The following is a 15,898-nucleotide window of genomic DNA, read 5'->3' as shown; positions in this document are numbered from 1 at the left end:
GGAGTTAATTATTATGATATCAAGCTCACAGCCTGAAGCAAGGGTTGTTCATCAATTGGCTCGGTTTGTGACGAAAGAAGCGATCGCGCTTTTGCTTAACCTCAACCCCGAACAGATATATCGGATCGACTGTTGGCAATATGTCATCCACGTTGTTGGCAAAGGCGTGAGTACGTTTGTCAGCTATGCGGATCTGCCACCCATTTTAGGCGCAGAGACACCCACTACCAAAGATTTCCTCAGATGGCGCAAGCGTTGGAGAAAGCATCAATATAAAGCCCCCGGCTTTTGGGTGAAATTTTACGAGCAGAAACTAAACACAGCCCCTTCCTTGGCAGAAATGTACAGATGGGGGGAATTGCTGAGCGTCATTAAATCTGTGCTGTCAGAGGCTCAATTGCGGAGGTTGCGGAGTCTCTATGCCCAGAAAAAACAAGCAATGGAAAATTTTCAAATTCAACTTGTTTAAGAATTAATTTCCAGAAATCTTGCGAACCAGCTGCTTCAAAACAAAGCGATCGCTCTTGAGTTGATCTGCTTACAAATCGGGACGCGCCAGCAGCGACTCGCCAACCGTTACAAAACAACCCCAAACACCCCCCGAACCCCCAACTCGCCATCCCGGAAGATGTCCGGGGAGAGCATCGGAAGTGAAATTGAGGTCATTCCACCACAACCAAGTTTCGTTGACGCGCCAACCCACGCGATCGCCAAACGTGACAAAATCTTTCCCACACTCGTTGTAAATCCGCTTCTGGACGCTCAAGCCAAAGCGTCCGTTGCTGTAGTTTACCCAGAGAGTGTCGATGGTGCGTAAATCTTGCCCTGGAAACGATTCAATGTGTTCGTAATCCAGCCATTCTTCGTCCCGACGGGCTACCTTCAGCATAATCGCCGCCGTTTCCATATCGGCTTCTCTCCACTTCCCTGCTGCTAATAAATCCCGCAATTGACGGTAATTTTCCCCCGCCTCCGGACTCAGCTTGTTGTGAGAGTCTGAAGAAACAAACATTGTCGTGGGAAGCGTGGTGTCAGACGTAGTAATGACTGATTCAACGTTTCGGATGGGTAACGTCGCCGCATCTTGATTCAGACTGCTGAAATTAAATAAATCCAACCAAGCTTGCACGGAAGCAGGACGATTCTCTGGTTCAAACTCCATACCTTGGAGAATTGCCAGCTCAAGGCGATCGCTAATACTAGAATTAATTTGTCTCGGTGCCTCTAAGGGAACTTTCGCCGCCCTGGCAAAAGCCGGAGTCGGGCGCTTTCCCGTGAGTAAATAATACAGAGTTGCAGCGAGGGCGTAGACATCCGTATACTCGCCTCGCCTCGCTTCCTCAGCATATTGCTCAATCGGTGCAAAACCGTGGGTTAAAGCTTGAGTATGAGCTTGGGTAGTATCCCGGATAAACTCCCGTGCAATCCCAAAATCAATCAAAACTGCCTCTAATTTCCCAGAACGCAGCATGATGTTGTGCGGCTTTACATCCCGATGCAGCAACCCTTTATCGTGAACGACGGTAAGCGCTTCACCAATCTGCTGAATGTAGCGCAGTGCTTCTATTTCCGACAGCAGTCCCCACCTGTTCACCCACTTCCATAAATCTTCCCCTTCCACATATTCCATCGCCATACAGGGAAGCGAGCCTTCCTGAAAAGCATTGTCAATCTGTACGATATGCGGGTGACGACATAAGGCTAAGCGTAGCGCCTCATCTCGGAAATCCCGCTGAAATTTATCCCGGAAAGAAGCGAGTTCTGGGTTGTTGAGGACATCGTCCTTCAGCGTCTTGATGACAACTTGATTGCCTTTTCTGTCTTTAGCAAGATAGGTAATCCCAACACCACCCTGACCCAGGGGTCTTTCGATGATATAGCGATCGCCGTATAACCTCTGCCCAGCTGCCCAAGCCATAGCTTACCAACGACTCCGAAACGAACCGTGTTAATTTTTGCACAGCTTAACGCAGCAACAGCAAAACCCCCTGTAATAAACCCACGACAAACCCTAAGATGCCCCCCAAATTGACAATTGCTTGCAGTTCACTTTTGACGATGCCTTGAATTGCCATTTCCAATTCCGCCGCCGATGTTCCCTTGACTCGGTCAATAATCACCTGATCGATCGACAAAATCGGAATCACTTGAGCGACAATTTTTTCGAGATCCTCCTCCAAATATCGCTCTAAAATTAACGCTAATTCTTTGCTCACTACTTCTAAGGAAGCATTGACCGCAGGCGATGTTCGCAGCCGACCCAAGATTAACTTAGCAATATTTTCCCAGTCCACAGAGTCACTCAATCCCTGCAACAAGTCAGCGCCCCGCTCTTGAATATAACTGCGGACGCTGTCGCGCATCGTTTTCCGCAACTGGCGCACCGTCGAAACCGGCAAATTTTGTAAAGAGAGATTTTGCAACCATTCCTGCAAACGTTCTCGCATTCCCAACGAGAGAATCAACTCTGTTATCCGCTGATTTGTTTCCTCTTTTTCATCCAGGCAAAACGTCCGCAGGCGCGTCAGAGTGTTGCGAAGACCAAACAAATTCGCCACTACCCAGTAAGTGCCACTCGTCTTTGCCCGAAAGCCTTCATCAATGACTTGAATATTGCGGTCAGTCAGGAAATCTATCAAAGCTTGCCGCACAATATCTGGCGGTAGCACCACTTGCAATATCCAGTCAGAAAGCTTCTTTGCCTGATCGTCACTCAGCTGAAATTCCAGCAAAACCTTATCAAAAATTTGGTTGAGTTGGACTTCCAGAAAATCCTCGCGGCGAGCTAAAACTTTCAGCAGGCGAGGAAACGATTCACCCAGCAAATCCCGCAGAATTCCCGCCATAATTTTAGCGGTTTTCTGCTCGGCATCGGGTTTGACCTGCTCTAGCGCTAGCCGGAGTAACCAAAGAATTGCTCCCTGCACCCGTTCTGTATGCAGCAGCCGTCGTGCCAGATTTTGCAATTCTTCTGGCGTCAGCAGAGAACCCATGATGGTGTCAGAAACCCGGTTGGCTAGGCGTTCCTGATTTCGGGGAATTAATCCAGGCGTGAAAGGGACGCGCCGCCCACCGATGTAAAGAGTCCGATAGGGGCGGAATAACATTTTAATGGCGATATCGTTGGTGAAATAGCCAATAATTGCACCAACAATCGGGGGGCTGACGTAAAGCCAGAGGTTAGACCAATTCAAGGCGGCGATCCAATTAGGCAGGGGTTACGTTTTAAGGGAAGTTATGAATATTGAATGTTGAGTGTTGAGTTAGGGTCAATTCATAACTGATAATTCAACACTGATTACTCAAAACTCATCTGCTACCCCCTACTACCATCTTAGGCTTTGGTTACTACCAATACGCCCATGACCCCACCCGCAATTTGATAGTGGGTCGCGGCGGTAAATCCCGCTTTTCCGGCTAAATCCACTTGTTCGCTGCCCGTGGGAAATTTATCTAAGCTAGGGCTAATGTAGGCATATTCTTCAGTCAATCCCATGTCTTTGGCGGTTGGGACGACGATGGTATCGAGATACCACTGCTGAAAGTAACGCAATTGAGGATTGCTGGGACGATGGAAGTCTAGGATAGCGGCTTTAGCACCCGGCTTGAGGACGCGGTGCAATTCTTCCAGACATCGAGGAATATTGGTGACGTTGCGAAGTCCGTAACCCATTGTGGCGCAGTCGAAATGGTTGTCGGGGAAGGGGAGATTGAGGGCATCGCCTTCTATCCAGGTGATGGGGCACTCCTTTTGGGTGCCCCTATTTTCCCATCGCTCTCTCGCGATCGCTAATTGCGCCGGTGAAAAATCTACCCCAAATACTTGACCCTTCTCTCCCACCTGTCGCGCCAGTAGCTGGGCGATGTCACCACTCCCACAGCAGACATCTAAGCAAATATCTCCCCGACTTGCATGACTCCACTTCACCGTCATCAGCTTCCATACGCGGTGCTGTCCCAGACTTAAGCGATCGTTAAGCTCGTCGTAAACGGGTGCAATGCGGTCAAAGATGGCTTGAATATGCTCAGAGGTCATGATGTTTCAGTTGCTAACAGGTAAGGGCTAATGGCTAATTAGGAAATTACCATCAGCCCTTAACGATTACTGATGAGTGCGGGTCGTGGTTAGAACCAGAGCAATCTGCTGGGCGGATAAGTGAATGAATTTCAACTCATCTTCGCGTAGTTTACAGGGTCGTTTCCACTGGAGGGATAGCAACGCTAGTACGTCGCTCCGATAGATGATCGGGATCGCTAGATGCGCCTGGAGACCGGAAGCTTGGTATTGTTCGATACTTGCTGGAGGAGTCGTTCCCGGAGTATTTACCCAAACCTGAAGTTTTCGAGAGGCGATCGCATCCTGTACCAGAGGGTCTTTTTCCAGCCAGTTTTCCGTGTCGCCTACAGCACTATAAGTTCCTTTTGCCGCTACCAGCTGATTGCCATCTACCTGCTGTAAAATACAGCCATCTGCTGCGAAATTTCTGCCAAAGGCACTGGCGATGGGTTCTAGCGTTGCCTCTACATTGGGAGACTCCTGAGCCACTTGCACAATCGTTGCCAGCAGTGCCGTTTGTGCTTGAGCGCGATGCAGTTCCTCCGTGCGTTGCTTTAGCAATTCATAGGTATCTGCTGCCCGCTGGACTACCGCCTTTAATTCGTTGGGGTCCCAAGGCTTGGTAATGTACTTGTAGACTTGTCCAGAATTAATCGCTTCTACCAAATCTTCCACATCAGTAAAACCCGTGAGGATGATTCGTACCGTATCCGGGAACTTGGGCACGGTTCTGCTCAAAAATTCCGTTCCCTTCATTTCTGGCATCCGCTGATCGGAGATAATCACGGCTACTTCCCCTTCTGTCGCCAGCACTTCCAGGGCGTGAATACCGCTTTCGGCTCTCAGCACATTGAAATCTCGTCGAAAAGTGCGGTAGAGCAAGTCTAAATTATCTGGCTCATCGTCTACCACCAACATTTTGGGCTTCTTGGGGCGTTCTAGGCTCATTAACTGACGGCTGATACTATCAAGCTCTGGAATAGCATTGTCCATAACGATACAACAAACTCTTGGTCAACTTGTTAAGGCAAATTCAGATACACAAAACATCTATCTTAAGACCGATTGTTTAGTAGCGCTTTCGGGACAAATGACATAACTAGGAATTCCTGGTTTGCGTCAAATAGACCGGACATCAAACTAAACTTGCCATGTAAATTTATTCGTGACCCGAACGCGATACATTTAAAAACGTTCCTGGTCGCTTGATAGCGATGAAAAGCTTTTTGAGGTCATTATGACTGAAACACCTTCCGCAGACACTCCCGATCGTAGCCTTCAACCAGAGTCAGCGAACGTGAATGCTGAAGATTTGCTGTTCTTGCTCCGACGTAAAGAAGGAACCTGGGTTGACTGGGGACACGCCTGTGCCAAATTGCAAAAAGCCGGTTACAGTACCCAAGCGATTTTTGAGGCAACTGGCTTTGAGCCAATACATCAGAATCAAGTAATTGTAGGTTCACAAGTCTATACGTCGTTGGTGAACGGTGGGGCAGTAGAAGAAGTGCGATCGCACTATTCTCGCACTGGCAGTGATATTTTATACGAATTGCGGATTCTGACTGAGCCAGAACGGGTCGCAGCGGCAGACTTTATTCGATCCAGAAACCTCGACGCCGATGTTGCCCGTGAAGTCGCCAAAGACGTGAAAGAATTGTCCCGGATGCGGACTCTACCGCAGGGATTTACCGACCATCCTGGAGACGCGGTTGCTTATCAGTATTGGAGACGGGCAAAACAATTAAGTAATTTGCAAGAGCGATCGCGTTTTATTGCACGCGGCTTAATGTTTGCCCACAGCCAAACTGCCCGAAATCAAATCGAACAGCTGCTAACCGAAGGAATTGCCGGTGCTGCCCCTCGTCGTGCCCCCTCTTTGCCCCTGTACCGACTGGATGAGGACGAACAACTCCCTCGCACGATACCCGTCGCCGGTGCCTTGCCCTTGACACCCGCAGACTTGCAATTGGTTCCCCCAGTAGAACAGATTGAGCCGTTCCGGTTAGTGCAAACTTCTTGGAGTGGATCTTGGGTGTCTCTACCCGGTTGGCAAGTCGTCTTGAACGCACAAGACCCGGTCGTCATTCTCTGCAACAGCAGCCAGTTGCCCAGCCAACATACCAACAAACCGGAAGGAATTCTAGTTCTCATCGATCGATCTCGACAAGAATGGAATGACAGCAGCTATTTTATCGTTGACCAGTCAGGAGAGTTGCAACTTCACTGGTTCCCCGATGCTCCTACTGTGCCCATTTTGGGACAAATCCTCCTGGTGTTGCGTCCGAAGAAAATTGTCGATGAAGACATGACTAAGGATTTATGGCAGATCGAAGAATAGTTGCCAATGGCTAATCAGAGTTTTGAGTGACAAGAGAATTCTTTAATTCCAGGGCTTAGGCAAAAACTCTCTCAAACTCTTATTCTTGTCTAAAGCGAAGATATAGCAGTCCTATTTGAGTTGTAAATTTTTTTTAGGAACCGCGTTGGCGTTAGCCTCGCGTTCGCGTTCGCGCTTAGGAAGAGTAAGAAGAGAGAGCCAAGATTTCATAATCATTTAGGATTGCGATCGCGCTTCGCAAGACTTACGCGGTTCATTTTGCCGTTCCTAGTGCGTAAGTCCTAAACTCAAAACTCAAAACTGGCTAACGACACCGATATAGCTGATAAGGAACCCCGATTCGGTAGTGCTGAGTAGAGTCAATCGTACAACTCGTTGACTCGGCAAGTGCCAACGATTGGGGATAATCAACCCGCTTGAGTCCAGGGGCAACTACCCACAAGTTCAGGGGCGATTTCAAAGGAGTTTGGATGGCAGAGAGATTTTGCCAAAGGGCATCATAACTAGGTTTCGCGTTTAAGAAAGCAAAGTAGGCTTTTTCGCCCTCCGGCTCAAAATCACCGACGCGAGGTGCCCGGATTTTATCGACAGCAAGGGCAAAGCTTAACCCCAAAGCGACATCCTGGGAATCGTTGTATCCCACCACAACCATTAGAGGAATGGTCGGTTCTAAGTTCATGTGGTGGGAGACTTGCAGGGGGTTAAAGGGCTTTAAGAATGCCAGGTTAAAAACGACAAAAACGCTGCTGAGAAGGCAAACTAGCAGTACATCTGAGGACTGAGGACTCAGGAGTAAGTATGGATCTTGGCTTTGGTGCTGAGTTCGTGCATTTCCATCAAAATTTTCTTGGGCATCTTCAGTGGGCAATTCTTTTGCCGCAGTCCCGATGGTGAGGATAGCTCCCAAAAGGGCGCACAAAGCTGGGTAATAGACAAAGTGATAGCGAGGGGCAATGGTGATGTCTTTGTCCAGCAGGTAGACAATGGCTAAGAATTGCAGCAGCACGCAAAAAGTGAAACTACCCAAGGCGAAAATTGCTGAGGAATAGAGGGTTTTAAAGCGACTTGGATTTACCTGCGTGTGCCCTCCAGAGGCGGTTAATTGCCTCTTTCCCTTAAAAAAATTATAAATTTGCCTTCCCAGCCAACAGCCAAACAGAAGCATCAGCAGCCCCGATGGAATCGCAATCCATAAAGGCTGACTTTCTACGGGTAGGGCGATCGCCATCAGCAGCCAACCGACCAAAGTTTGGTATAAGGGCGCAACGTTATGGGGAGACGGAAGCCAACTGGTTTCCGAACGTCCAGAATGTCCCAGTAGCACCGGCAACCAAGGCAGAAAACTGAGTACAATCCCCAAAATTGTCAGACTAAGCCCAACCCAGGTGTGAATTTTAAGCGATCGCCGCCGCCAGTAAAATATCGTCAGGAGCGTCACCAGCTGCGCCACGAAAGCCAAGACAAAAAAGTAGTGGACGTAGAAGGCAATACTGTTGACAACTCCCCAGCCAAGCCAAACGCGCCATCCCGTCTGCCGATTTTTTTCCAGGTCTTGCTGAATTTGAATGAATCCTACCAGTGCCAAGGTAATCAACAGCACCGGAAGGGTGTAGTGCCGTGCTTCTTGGGAGAGGTAGACGCCAAAAGGGGAAACCGCCATGATTGCGGCGGTCATCAAACCGACAGCGGGGAAGAAGGCGATGCGTCCCAGCCAGTAAATTGCCGCGATCGCGCCGACTCCGAAAATTGCAGGAAGCGATCGCAAGTCAGTGCTCAGAAGTAGGGGGACGGTAGCGCCGTGTCCGTACTCATGGCTGAGTAATTTTAGCCAGCCGTGCATCAGGCAAAAAAATAGGGGAGGATGGGTAGACTGAGTTGCAAGTGTATGAGCAATTTCAGCACAGCTAACATCTGGCTTCAGGGTAAAAATTTGCTTTAAGGTTGATAGGGGAAAAACCACGTCGAGCGGGACATCATTGTAAGTCCGTCCCAAACTAAATAACCCTGTAATCACCTCATCTAGCCACAGCGGTTTCAGGTCAAGATGCCAAAACCGCAAAGCAGCGCCCAAGACAATTACCCCAGCTAGCGCTAAATAATGTAGAAAGAACTTTAGGCGATTCATGTTTTTCTGTTGTTAGCTGCTAATTAGTAAAAAGTTTTAAGTGTTAAATTTTGAACTAAAAAATTCTCTTGGAACTCAAACCTCAAACGCGATAAACCGCGACTCTACAACTCAAAACTTAAACCTTAGACGCGACAAACCGCGACTCTACAACTCAAAACTCTCACAAGCCATTAGCCATGAATGACGATAATCTTATTCACCCAGATGGTACAGCAGCCCAAATGGTGCCGGATTTGGCTCAGGTGTCGCTAGCAGCAGTGCGCGAACAGGCAATGCAGCGACTCCGCAATGGGTTGCGAGCGGGGCAGCAAAGCATGGCTGACTGGCGAGGTGGCCCTTTAGCGGTTTCTGCCGTACCCGGTGCGGGTAAATCGACCGGGATGGCAGTGGCGGCGGCTTTAGCGATCGCTCGTTACCAATTGCATACTCGACGCTATTTAGTCGTTGTCACCTTTACTCGCTCGGCTGCGGCAAATATTAAAGCCAAGATTCGGCAGTGCCTGCGGGAGGATTTGCGACTACCGCAAACTGGCTTTGTTGTTCATACGTTGCACGGTTTGGCACTGAATATTGCCACCCGTCATCCAGAGCTATCGGGTTTGAATTTGGAAACGGTAACTTTGGTTTCTCCGAACCAAAGTCACCGCTTAATTCGGGACTGCGTAGAGCGATGGATTTCCCACAATCCTCAGCGCTACTCCACGCTGCTGGAGGGATTGCAATTTGATGGGGAAGAAACCGAGCGGTTGCGCCGTCAGGCAGTTTTACGCACCGAAGTGTTGCCCAGTCTTGCTAACACAGTGATTCACGAAGCAAAAAGCTCTGGATTGTTGCCGGAAAATTTGTGGGAACTGGCAAGACAGACGCCGGATGATTATGGAATTTTGAGCGTCGCTGCTGGGTTGTACGAACAATATCAAGCTTTATTGCGATCGCGCGACTTGATTGACTACGACGAAATGATTCTCGGTGCCCTGCGGGTGCTGCAAAACGAAAGCGCCCGCCAACTTTGGCAAAACCAAGTCTTTGCCGTCTTTGAAGATGAAGCCCAAGACTCTAGCCCCCTCCAAAGCCGACTTTTAGAAATTCTCGCCGCTCAACCCGCCAGCAATTCCCCAGCCCTCAACTTGGTGCGCGTGGGGGACCCCAACCAGGCAATTAACTCCACTTTCACCCCTGCCGATCCGATTTACTTCCGTCGCTTCTGCGAAGCCTGCCAAGCCCAGGAACGCTTGGCAACGATGGATCGAGCGGGTCGGAGCAGTCAAACGATTGTTGACGCCGCGAACTTCGTCCTGGAGTGGGTGAATCACACCTATGGGGGCAAACTCGACCGTAGAGGAACAACTTCGTCAAAATCCTCCCAAAACCCAACTGAACTGCCCTTTCGTCCCCAAACCATTCATCCCGTTGACGCAGGAGATCCCCAATCTGACGCCAACCCGGAACCAACGGGTCGAGGGCTGGAAATCTACACCCCCCGCGACATTTACCATACCGTCCAGCTGATCGGAGAACGGACGATCGAATTATTTGAGAAAAATCCCAAAGGTCGGGCGGCGGTTTTGGTGCGGGAAAATCGGCAAGCCCGATTTGTGGCTGAAAGGCTGAGTTATCTGCAAAGCCAGCACAAGATTGAGGTGTACGATGTTTCCCAGAGCGATCGCCACTCTAACGTCCCCACCGAAATCCTCGCCCTCTTACAATTTCTCGATCGTCCCCACTCCCCCGACTATATAAAAGCCGCACTAGAGGTACTCGTACAGCGTCAGCTGATTCCCACCCAAGACCTCAACGCCCTCGCCACTTTTCCAGAGCAATTTCTCTATCCCGGCCCGCTCGATCCTCCCCAAACGCCACCCGTGCATCAGGCGGCGCGGTACTGTCGCAGTTTGCTTCGCGCCCGCTTGGAACTGCCCCACTACCAATTGCCCACCTTTCTCGCTCTCACCTTAAAATACGACCCGTCCGAACTCGCCACAGCGGATAAATTAGCCGAACGCATCGCCCAACAAACCTACGGCAACAGTTCCATGAGTTCTACTCTGGAAGTCTTAAGCGAAATTGTGAATTCCGAACGCTTTGAACCCGTAGAAACTGAGGACACAGACGCCCGCTATGTCCGCGCCGGTCAACTCACTATCATCACCATGCACAAAGCCAAGGGATTGGACTGGGATTATGTCTTTATGCCGTTTTTGCACGAAGATAGTATTCCCGGCAGTCCTTGGGTGCCTACTGCTGCCCAATTCCTGGGCGATTTTACCCTAGCAGAGGTCGCTAGGGCGCAGATTCGCGCCAGTCTCCACGGTCAATATCCCTTACCCCCAGCACCCGCAGCCTGGGGACAAGCGGGACAGCTCAAAAACGCAGAGGAATTCCGCCTCCTCTACGTGGCGATGACACGAGCGAAGCGCCTACTCTGGATGGCAGCTGCTCAAAAGGGACCTTTCCGCTGGAACACCTTCAACTGGAATAATCAAGACAATTTACAGGAGAAAAAACCGTGTCCGGTGATACCCGCGTTAAAGAGTCGCTTTCCTAAATCGGTGGTTGCTTTGTCTAGGATGCCGAGTTAGTTTACTTTTTTTGTTTGCGCTTAAGTCGTGAAGTTGCACCGAAAGCACCCAATGCCAGTAAACCCAATACAGAAGCTGGTTCGGGAACCGAAGCGGTTCGAGCGGCGGTTAGATAACTAAGGTTGTCAAATCCCCATGAACCTAATTCGTTAGTGAAATCTACAACTGCCCGTTTTACAGGGGTGCCGCTGTAAGTAAAAGTAGTGCCGGAAACACTAATTCTGAGTGGGGAAGGAAAGTCGTCTACGAATGTTTTATCCAGAATCACCTCTGTGATGCCAAGAGAAGTGAAGTCTTCGTCAAAAAGTTGGACGGTTAATTTGGGTAGAGGCTGAAAGCGAAAATCCCCTAGCTTCGCCACGTCGAACATAATATTAGAAGTAGACATGGCAAAGTCAAGTGTTAAAATTCCTGGCGCACCGATCTCTAAGACGGGGGGTGATAAATCAAGGAAATAAAATGCTTCTTCAACGCCGAATAAACCTCCGAGATTCAATTTTCTTTCAACATTGTAGGTGGCAGCAGTTGAGTTTTCTCCATTTACTTTAAAGTCGAATGTAACGCCCTTAAAACTCAAATCATCCGCTGGTTGAGTCGGCAGCTCATCAAAAGTTAATGTAGTCAATGTAGCAGCCTGCACGCTTTTAGGTACTATCAGTGCAGATAAGGAAAAGCAGGCTGTGCTGAAGACGAAGGCTGAAAGTGTTTTTCGGAAGGTAGCCATACAAGCCATTTCTCAAAAATTGTAGAAGTTGCAAGTGGGAATGGGTAAAAGTGGAATGCGATCGCTATCTATAATTAGTCGTCGATCTGCTGTTTCTGTTGACGCTGCATCACTGAACCAGCACCCAAAGCACCCAATGCGAGTAAACCCAAACCTGAAGCGGGTTCTGGAACATCCTTTGGCGGTTCGCTAGACACTCCCGGATCGGCGCGGAAAATGCCCATAGTGCCATCCGCAAGACTGGCAAGAAATGCCACCTGACCAGCATTATTTAATCCTTCCCGCGAAAAACTAAGGGACGTTACGGTGGAACCAAATAGAGTATCACCAGTACTAATTACCTTATCTTTTAGGGGATCGGCTCCAGTGAAGATCCCTGTCCCGCCTGCATCCAGTTCAGCAAAGAAGGCAATAGTTCCCACATCATTAATTGAGGGAACGCCAAGAAAGCCGTTCAAGGAGCCGCTCGTGTCTGCAATTAAGGTTGTTGTTTTGCTATTGCTAGCGAACAAAGCTGCATTTTTTCCTCCCACAAATGGCTCTGGCGGAGTATACCAATCATTGCTTGGATCAATAGCCGGGGGAGCATAAAAGGCAACGTTTCCTAAATTATTGAGGGCAGGGGAACCAAAGCCAGAATCCTCAGGATAATTATTTCCAATGCTGGCAACGATAGTCCTTGTAGTGCCGTTACTCGTAACAATTACCGTGCTAGGATTCCCACTTTCAATTCTATAGGCTACAGTTCTTTCATCATTGATGAAGGGGGAATTGACGCTGCCATAAAAGATAGTATCGATAACTTTTCCTTCGCTGGTGAGAATACGTTCGCCCCGGTAAAGTCTCTCTACGAAAGCTACAACTCCAGCATTATTAATCGAGGGCAAATAAAAATCGCTAAAGTAGTCCTTCGCTACAATAACGTCATCATCAATCCAGGGTGACTCAACACCATTCGAGTCGGATTGAGGGAAAGCAAGGGCGACAGGAGTGGGCGTTGTTGTTCCGTTCCCCTTGAAAATACCTGTGGCTACCTGAGCTAGGACAGCGCTGAAGGCGACGGTTCCTCCATCATTAATGGAGAGAGGAGTACGAAAGCTACTAAAGAAATTATTGGTGTTGGCAATCGTGGTAATTGTGGAGCCATTGGCCGTGAAAATACCTATGCTCCCTGTATCTAGTCCAGCCAAAAAGGCGGCGGTTCCAGCATTATTTAAGGCGGGAGATGACAGAAAGGAACTGAAGCGATCGCTTGTATCCGCAATTTTTGTAAAGGTGAAGCTGGCAGCTTGCACTTCTCTCGCTGCCAAAAAGCTGAGGCATAAGCCCATCAATGCCGTGGGAATGCTCAAGTGTAATTTCATAGCTATTTCTCTTTTGAAATGGAGTGACTAGCGACAAGAGGAGTTACTTGTTTTGCAATTACCAAAAATTTGCCAGAATGTGCAGACTGTAGTAAAACAGTTTATTCTGGCAAATATTGCTAATTGAAAGCTAGTTTAGGCCTGTGGCGAGGACGATAATTTTCTTTTGCGGATTAGCATAGAAGCGCCTATCACACCTAACGCGATCGCGGCGGTTGGTTCTGGTACGGATTCCGGGACATTCACGGGTTTATGGGAAACAAATCCACTTCCATTAACGCCCGAAACGCTAAAAATCGTAAATCCTTGACATTCTTTAACTAAACACTGAGCAACAGGTTCTCTTGGCCCATTATCACCAGTTGCTACACTTAGCTGAAAGTCAAAATTCGTATCATTAACATCTAGTCTCAAAACCTCTCTGAAAGCAAAGACTTGATTTACTGGAATTAAAGATGTTAAGGATGAGTCTGATGGCTTGCCACTAAAGATATTATTGCCATTCACGCTCAAGGAGAAAAAATCAAAAGGATTTTTGACATCTAGATAATTTCCTATCCGTACATCGCTGACTAATAAGTCTAGAATTTCATCGGCGACGGTGTAAGTGCCTTCAACTGAGTCTCCATCAAGATTCCCTTGAAAATTAAATGTTATGGCGTTCGCGGGAGCCAAATTAACTGTTCCCAAAGCCAAAAATGCTGCACTAACAGCTATTGACAATTTCTTCCACATTGTTGAAGTAGACATAAAACAAGCCTCCGTAAAGTTAACTGTTGATAAAATTGGTATTTTTAACTGCTTATGGTATCGCCATAAATCTGCTAGGTTTTTCCGGATTGCAGGCTGTGTTCAAGCAGTTAATACTGGCAAATATTGCTAATTGAAATCTAGTTTAGGCGGGTGACGAGGACGATAATTTTCTTTTGCGGATTAGCATAGAAGCGCCCATCACACCAAGCGCGATCGCTGCCGTTGGTTCTGGTACGGATTCGACATCATTCACAGGTTTATGCGGAACAAAGCCACCTCCGATAACGCCTGGTGGAGAGTTGATTCCACCTCCAAGGGCAAAACCCAGAAATCCTTGACATTCTTTAACTAAACACTGGTCAACTGGTTCTATCAGTCCTTCATCAGCGGTTGCGACATCTAGCTTAAAGGCGAAAAATAGGCCCCGATCATCTATAACGTCTAGTCTCAAAACCTCCCTAAAAGCAAAGACTCCATTTACCGGAATTAAAGATGTTAAAGATGAGTATGATGGCTTGCCACTGAAGATGTTATTGCCATTCACGGTAAAGGAAAAAAAATCCAAAGGATTCTCTACCTGTAGGAAAGGAGCTTGTATCCGTACATCGCTAACTAAGGTTTTGAGGATATCATCGGCGACGGTATAGCTGCCTTCAACTGAGCCTGCGTCTTCAGCATCCCCTTGAAATTTAAATGTTATGGCGTTCGCAGGAGCCGAATGAAATGTTCCTACAATCAATGTTGCACCGGCAACAGCCATTGATAACTTATTCCAAGTAGTTGAAATAGACATAAAATAACCCTCCCTCCGTAAAGCTTAATTTTGATATTGGAAATGATCCAAAGTGCGATCGCCACAATTGTCTTACCAAGGGCAACTGTGTATCTTTGGCGCTCAACAGAAGCGATAAATATTTGCGGAAATTACTTAGGCTGGTAATCTGGCGATCGCCAGGTTTTTTAGAGTGTTTTCGCTTGTCATGAAAGTTTCACATATTTTTTAGGAAAAATGCTAGTAGTTATACTGAATCTTTATCAAAACAATAAACTTTGAAGAGCCAAGAAAACGAAAAAACCCCTAAAGACCTCATGATTCGGTCGGTCTAGCTTTAAGTAGTTCTACTGAGACTTTATGAAGTTTTGGTTTAGATAAAACAAGCCAGACTTAAGGAAGATGCATAATCAATATTTTATTTAAACTCCCTTCATTTATGCGATTCATCTACCACCACAGAAATAGTAGAAAAAACTGTAAGTTCTATATCTAGAATGGATTGAAATTTTGAATCTATCTTTTGATAGATAAAGGGTGCTGTGAAGCTAATAACAGTCAAAATTACCCACACTCTCACACCAAAGACTGATTAAAGTCATTCTTGAAATTGACACGATCGATTTGTACAGGTTGCTTCAGCTCAATCGGGAGCGCAAGTATAGCGATAAACCATTTGGCACGCTAGGCGATCGCAGAGGGTAAAAAAATGATTAATTCAATGATGATTATTGGGGGCGTGACCTTATTCGTTGCGCTAGGAAGTCTCTTGTTTAGACCGCGCGATACTCAATGGGTCAAAAACTTGACCCGACCTAGTTGGCTTGTCTTTGAGCCTCTGATTCCGTTTATCTGGACGATTGTTTTTGCAGGCGGAGCTTTATCAGCAACCATAATTTGGGAACAAGATCCAGGTAGCCTCAAAACTTGGTTGTTGATGGCACTTTACCTACTCTTGGAAATTGTCACAGTCGCTTACATTCCTACCACGCTCAGACTCCGCAGCCTTACAGTCGGTACGCTATTAGGGGGATCGGGCGTTATTTTAGGGGTTCTTTTAGCATTGTTTGTATTACCGATTTCTGGATTATCGGCTCTTTTATTACTCCCCTATGTGCTTTGGAGTCCAGTTGGAACCTATACGACTTGGGAGATGATTCAACTGAATCCTGAGTCTATATAG

13 protein-coding genes are annotated in these 15,898 nt (G+C 47.7%); 4 read left to right on the top strand and 9 right to left on the bottom strand.

From position 1 onward, the window contains the following. Nucleotides 1–13: 13 nt before the first annotated feature. Nucleotides 14–469: a hypothetical protein gene (locus NC997_RS15285; protein WP_190426374.1), complete on the top strand. Its 456-nt coding sequence runs from the start codon at nt 14–16 to the stop codon at nt 467–469. A 69-nt stretch (nt 470–538) separates the two neighbouring features. Here the strand turns inward: NC997_RS15285 and NC997_RS15280 are convergent, their stop codons facing one another. The 4 genes from NC997_RS15280 to NC997_RS15265 all read right to left on the bottom strand — a co-directional run bounded on the left by NC997_RS15280 (nt 539) and on the right by NC997_RS15265 (nt 5,050). After that, a complete protein-coding gene (locus NC997_RS15280; protein WP_190436290.1) occupies nt 539–1,918 on the bottom strand; it encodes a serine/threonine-protein kinase in 1,380 nt (459 codons plus the stop codon). Nucleotides 1,919–1,964: 46 nt separating this feature from the next. Then, nucleotides 1,965–3,194 (bottom strand): DUF445 family protein, encoded by a 1,230-nt coding sequence (locus NC997_RS15275; RefSeq protein WP_190526913.1) that lies wholly within the window; start codon nt 3,192–3,194, stop codon nt 1,965–1,967. Nucleotides 3,195–3,334: 140 nt separating this feature from the next. Next, nucleotides 3,335–4,036 carry a bifunctional demethylmenaquinone methyltransferase/2-methoxy-6-polyprenyl-1,4-benzoquinol methylase UbiE gene (gene ubiE / locus NC997_RS15270; RefSeq protein WP_190526911.1) on the bottom strand — a complete coding sequence of 234 codons (702 nt, stop codon included), beginning with the start codon at nt 4,034–4,036 and terminating at the stop codon, nt 3,335–3,337. A gap of 66 nt (nt 4,037–4,102) precedes the next feature. Further along, on the bottom strand, nt 4,103–5,050 hold the full coding sequence (locus NC997_RS15265) for a response regulator (RefSeq protein ID WP_190413807.1): 948 nt from the start codon (nt 5,048–5,050) through the stop codon (nt 4,103–4,105). Between the two features lie 244 nt (nt 5,051–5,294). Between NC997_RS15265 and NC997_RS15260 the strand changes: the two genes are divergently transcribed. After that, the gene (locus NC997_RS15260) at nt 5,295–6,395 is read left to right on the top strand and encodes a RuBisCO accumulation factor 1 (RefSeq protein ID WP_190526909.1); all 1,101 of its coding nucleotides are present in this window, start codon (nt 5,295–5,297) and stop codon (nt 6,393–6,395) included. 304 nt (nt 6,396–6,699) lie between these two features. Here NC997_RS15260 and NC997_RS15255 read toward each other — a convergent pair whose 3' ends face one another. Further along, nucleotides 6,700–8,520: a glycosyltransferase family 39 protein gene (locus NC997_RS15255; RefSeq protein ID WP_190526907.1), complete on the bottom strand. Its 1,821-nt coding sequence runs from the start codon at nt 8,518–8,520 to the stop codon at nt 6,700–6,702. A 224-nt stretch (nt 8,521–8,744) separates the two neighbouring features. On the opposite strand from NC997_RS15255, the gene NC997_RS15250 reads away from it, so the two are divergent. Next, a complete protein-coding gene (locus NC997_RS15250; protein ID WP_190526972.1) occupies nt 8,745–11,102 on the top strand; it encodes an ATP-dependent helicase in 2,358 nt (785 codons plus the stop codon). A gap of 1 nt (nt 11,103) precedes the next feature. Here NC997_RS15250 and NC997_RS15245 read toward each other — a convergent pair whose 3' ends face one another. The 4 genes from NC997_RS15245 to NC997_RS15230 form a co-directional block, all read right to left on the bottom strand. Continuing rightward, the gene (locus NC997_RS15245; protein ID WP_199306149.1) at nt 11,104–11,727 is read right to left on the bottom strand and encodes a PEP-CTERM sorting domain-containing protein; all 624 of its coding nucleotides are present in this window, start codon (nt 11,725–11,727) and stop codon (nt 11,104–11,106) included. Nucleotides 11,728–11,900: 173 nt separating this feature from the next. After that, on the bottom strand, nt 11,901–13,190 hold the full coding sequence (locus tag NC997_RS15240; protein WP_199306148.1) for a choice-of-anchor tandem repeat NxxGxxAF-containing protein: 1,290 nt from the start codon (nt 13,188–13,190) through the stop codon (nt 11,901–11,903). A gap of 135 nt (nt 13,191–13,325) precedes the next feature. Then, the gene (locus tag NC997_RS15235) at nt 13,326–13,940 is read right to left on the bottom strand and encodes a PEP-CTERM sorting domain-containing protein (RefSeq protein ID WP_190526904.1); all 615 of its coding nucleotides are present in this window, start codon (nt 13,938–13,940) and stop codon (nt 13,326–13,328) included. Nucleotides 13,941–14,085: 145 nt separating this feature from the next. Then, the gene (locus NC997_RS15230) at nt 14,086–14,736 is read right to left on the bottom strand and encodes a PEP-CTERM sorting domain-containing protein (RefSeq protein WP_190526902.1); all 651 of its coding nucleotides are present in this window, start codon (nt 14,734–14,736) and stop codon (nt 14,086–14,088) included. A 688-nt stretch (nt 14,737–15,424) separates the two neighbouring features. On the opposite strand from NC997_RS15230, the gene NC997_RS15225 reads away from it, so the two are divergent. Next, nucleotides 15,425–15,898, top strand: coding sequence for a tryptophan-rich sensory protein (locus NC997_RS15225; RefSeq protein ID WP_190413802.1), 474 nt, complete (start codon nt 15,425–15,427; stop codon nt 15,896–15,898).

The organism is Trichocoleus sp. DQ-A2 (genome assembly GCF_039961915.1).
Classification (GTDB): Bacteria; Cyanobacteriota; Cyanobacteriia; order Cyanobacteriales; family FACHB-T130; genus FACHB-T130.
This window is presented reverse-complemented; position numbering and strand designations above follow the sequence as displayed.

Excerpts from the sequence above, each read along its gene's own strand:
- NC997_RS15285 (WP_190426374.1), top strand. The coding sequence starts at position 14 with ATGATATCAAGCTCACAGCCTGAAGCAAGGGTTGTTCATCAATTGGCT.
- NC997_RS15280 (WP_190436290.1), bottom strand. The coding sequence starts at position 1,918 with ATGGCTTGGGCAGCTGGGCAGAGGTTATACGGCGATCGCTATATCATC.
- ubiE (WP_190526911.1), bottom strand. The coding sequence starts at position 4,036 with ATGACCTCTGAGCATATTCAAGCCATCTTTGACCGCATTGCACCCGTT.
- NC997_RS15265 (WP_190413807.1), bottom strand. The coding sequence starts at position 5,050 with ATGGACAATGCTATTCCAGAGCTTGATAGTATCAGCCGTCAGTTAATG.
- NC997_RS15260 (WP_190526909.1), top strand. The coding sequence starts at position 5,295 with ATGACTGAAACACCTTCCGCAGACACTCCCGATCGTAGCCTTCAACCA.
- NC997_RS15255 (WP_190526907.1), bottom strand. The coding sequence starts at position 8,520 with ATGAATCGCCTAAAGTTCTTTCTACATTATTTAGCGCTAGCTGGGGTA.
- NC997_RS15250 (WP_190526972.1), top strand. The coding sequence starts at position 8,745 with ATGGTGCCGGATTTGGCTCAGGTGTCGCTAGCAGCAGTGCGCGAACAG.
- NC997_RS15240 (WP_199306148.1), bottom strand. The coding sequence starts at position 13,190 with ATGAAATTACACTTGAGCATTCCCACGGCATTGATGGGCTTATGCCTC.
- NC997_RS15235 (WP_190526904.1), bottom strand. The coding sequence starts at position 13,940 with ATGTCTACTTCAACAATGTGGAAGAAATTGTCAATAGCTGTTAGTGCA.
- NC997_RS15230 (WP_190526902.1), bottom strand. The coding sequence starts at position 14,736 with ATGTCTATTTCAACTACTTGGAATAAGTTATCAATGGCTGTTGCCGGT.
- NC997_RS15225 (WP_190413802.1), top strand. The coding sequence starts at position 15,425 with ATGATTAATTCAATGATGATTATTGGGGGCGTGACCTTATTCGTTGCG.